A 1232-nucleotide genomic window follows, 5' to 3' on the forward strand; every position below is an offset into this window, starting at 1 on the left:
CTACGGGCGGATTCGAGCGGTGGTTGCAACGTGCCTGATCATTAGGGATGTTTGCGATGGTTCACCCGGGTTTCTCTCATCAGGTTCGGATGGCGTTCTGGTCACTGCGTAGCAGTGGCGTGACGGTCAAGGACGCTGCCCTCGCGGTCGGGATCAGCGAGGGCAGCGGCTGGAACTGGGTGTACGAGCGCGGTGGTGTGCGGCCTCGCTCGACACCGCCACCGAGCGGGCGTTTCCTCTCGCTGGACGAACGGGAGTTCATTGCCGACGGTGTCCGGGACGGCTGGACGATGACCGCGATCGCGACGTGCCTGGGCCGAGCGGTGTCGACGATCAGTCGAGAACTCAAGCGGCACAGCTATTTCCGTGGTCAGTACAAGCCGCATCAGGCCGAACGTGACGCCCGCAAGGCAGCCAGACGCCCGAAGAAGGGCAAGCTCGAGCTGACACCGTTGCTGCGGGATCGGGTGCAGGCGCTGTTGGAGTTGGACTACTCGCCCGAGCAGATCTCGGCGACACTGAGGAAGGAATTTCCTCACTCTCCGGAGATGCATGTGTCGCACGAAACGATCTATCAGAGCTTGTACGTTCAGAGCAAAGGTGGCTTGACCAAGGAGCTGACCAGGCATCTTCGGACGGGTCGGCCGGTGCGTCTCGCGCATCGCCGGACCACCGAACGGCGATCGAAGATCCGGGGAATGATCAACATTTCCGAGCGGCCTGCCGAGGTCGCCGACCGCAACGTTCCCGGCCATTGGGAGGGTGATCTGATCATCGGGACCAAGGGTGGGTCGGCGATCGGGACGTTGGTCGAGCGGACGTCGCGGTTGGTGATGTTGCTGCATCTTCCCATCGATCATTCGGCGGCGTCGGTGGCCGAGGCGATGACGGCGAAGATCGCGGAACTGCCTGCGGCACTGATGCGTTCGATCACCTGGGATCAAGGTGGGGAGATGGCCAAGCATGCCGAGATCACCATAGCCACAGGGGTGCAGATCTACTTCTGTGATCCGCACTCCCCGTGGCAGCGGGGCACCAACGAGAACACCAACGGTCTGCTCCGTCAGTACTTCAAGAAGGGCACCGACTTATCGGTGCACGGTCCCGAACGGCTCGACGAGGTCGCCGCGCTACTGAACAACCGCCCCAGAAAAACCCTGGGATGGGATACTCCCCTCGAGGAGTACAACAAACGACTGCTCGTTGCGACGACCACGTGAACCCGTCACGAA

Annotated in this window: 1 protein-coding gene; it reads left to right on the forward strand. The window is 62.1% G+C overall.

The genetic code is table 11. The features are described from left to right. The first annotated feature begins 56 nt into the window (after window positions 1-56). The gene (locus MTX34_RS25495; RefSeq protein ID WP_374640510.1) at window positions 57-1220 is read left to right on the forward strand and encodes an IS30 family transposase; all 1164 of its coding nucleotides are present in this window, start codon (window positions 57-59) and stop codon (window positions 1218-1220) included. The last annotated feature ends 12 nt before the right edge of the window (window positions 1221-1232 follow it).

It is taken from the genome of Rhodococcus sp. ARC_M5 (assembly GCF_022810405.1).
Lineage (GTDB): Bacteria > Actinomycetota > Actinomycetes > Mycobacteriales > Mycobacteriaceae > Rhodococcoides > Rhodococcoides navarretei.

Bases quoted from the DNA above. Each gene is read 5' to 3' on its own strand.
- MTX34_RS25495 (WP_374640510.1), top strand. From the start codon at position 57: ATGGTTCACCCGGGTTTCTCTCATCAGGTTCGGATGGCGTTCTGGTCA.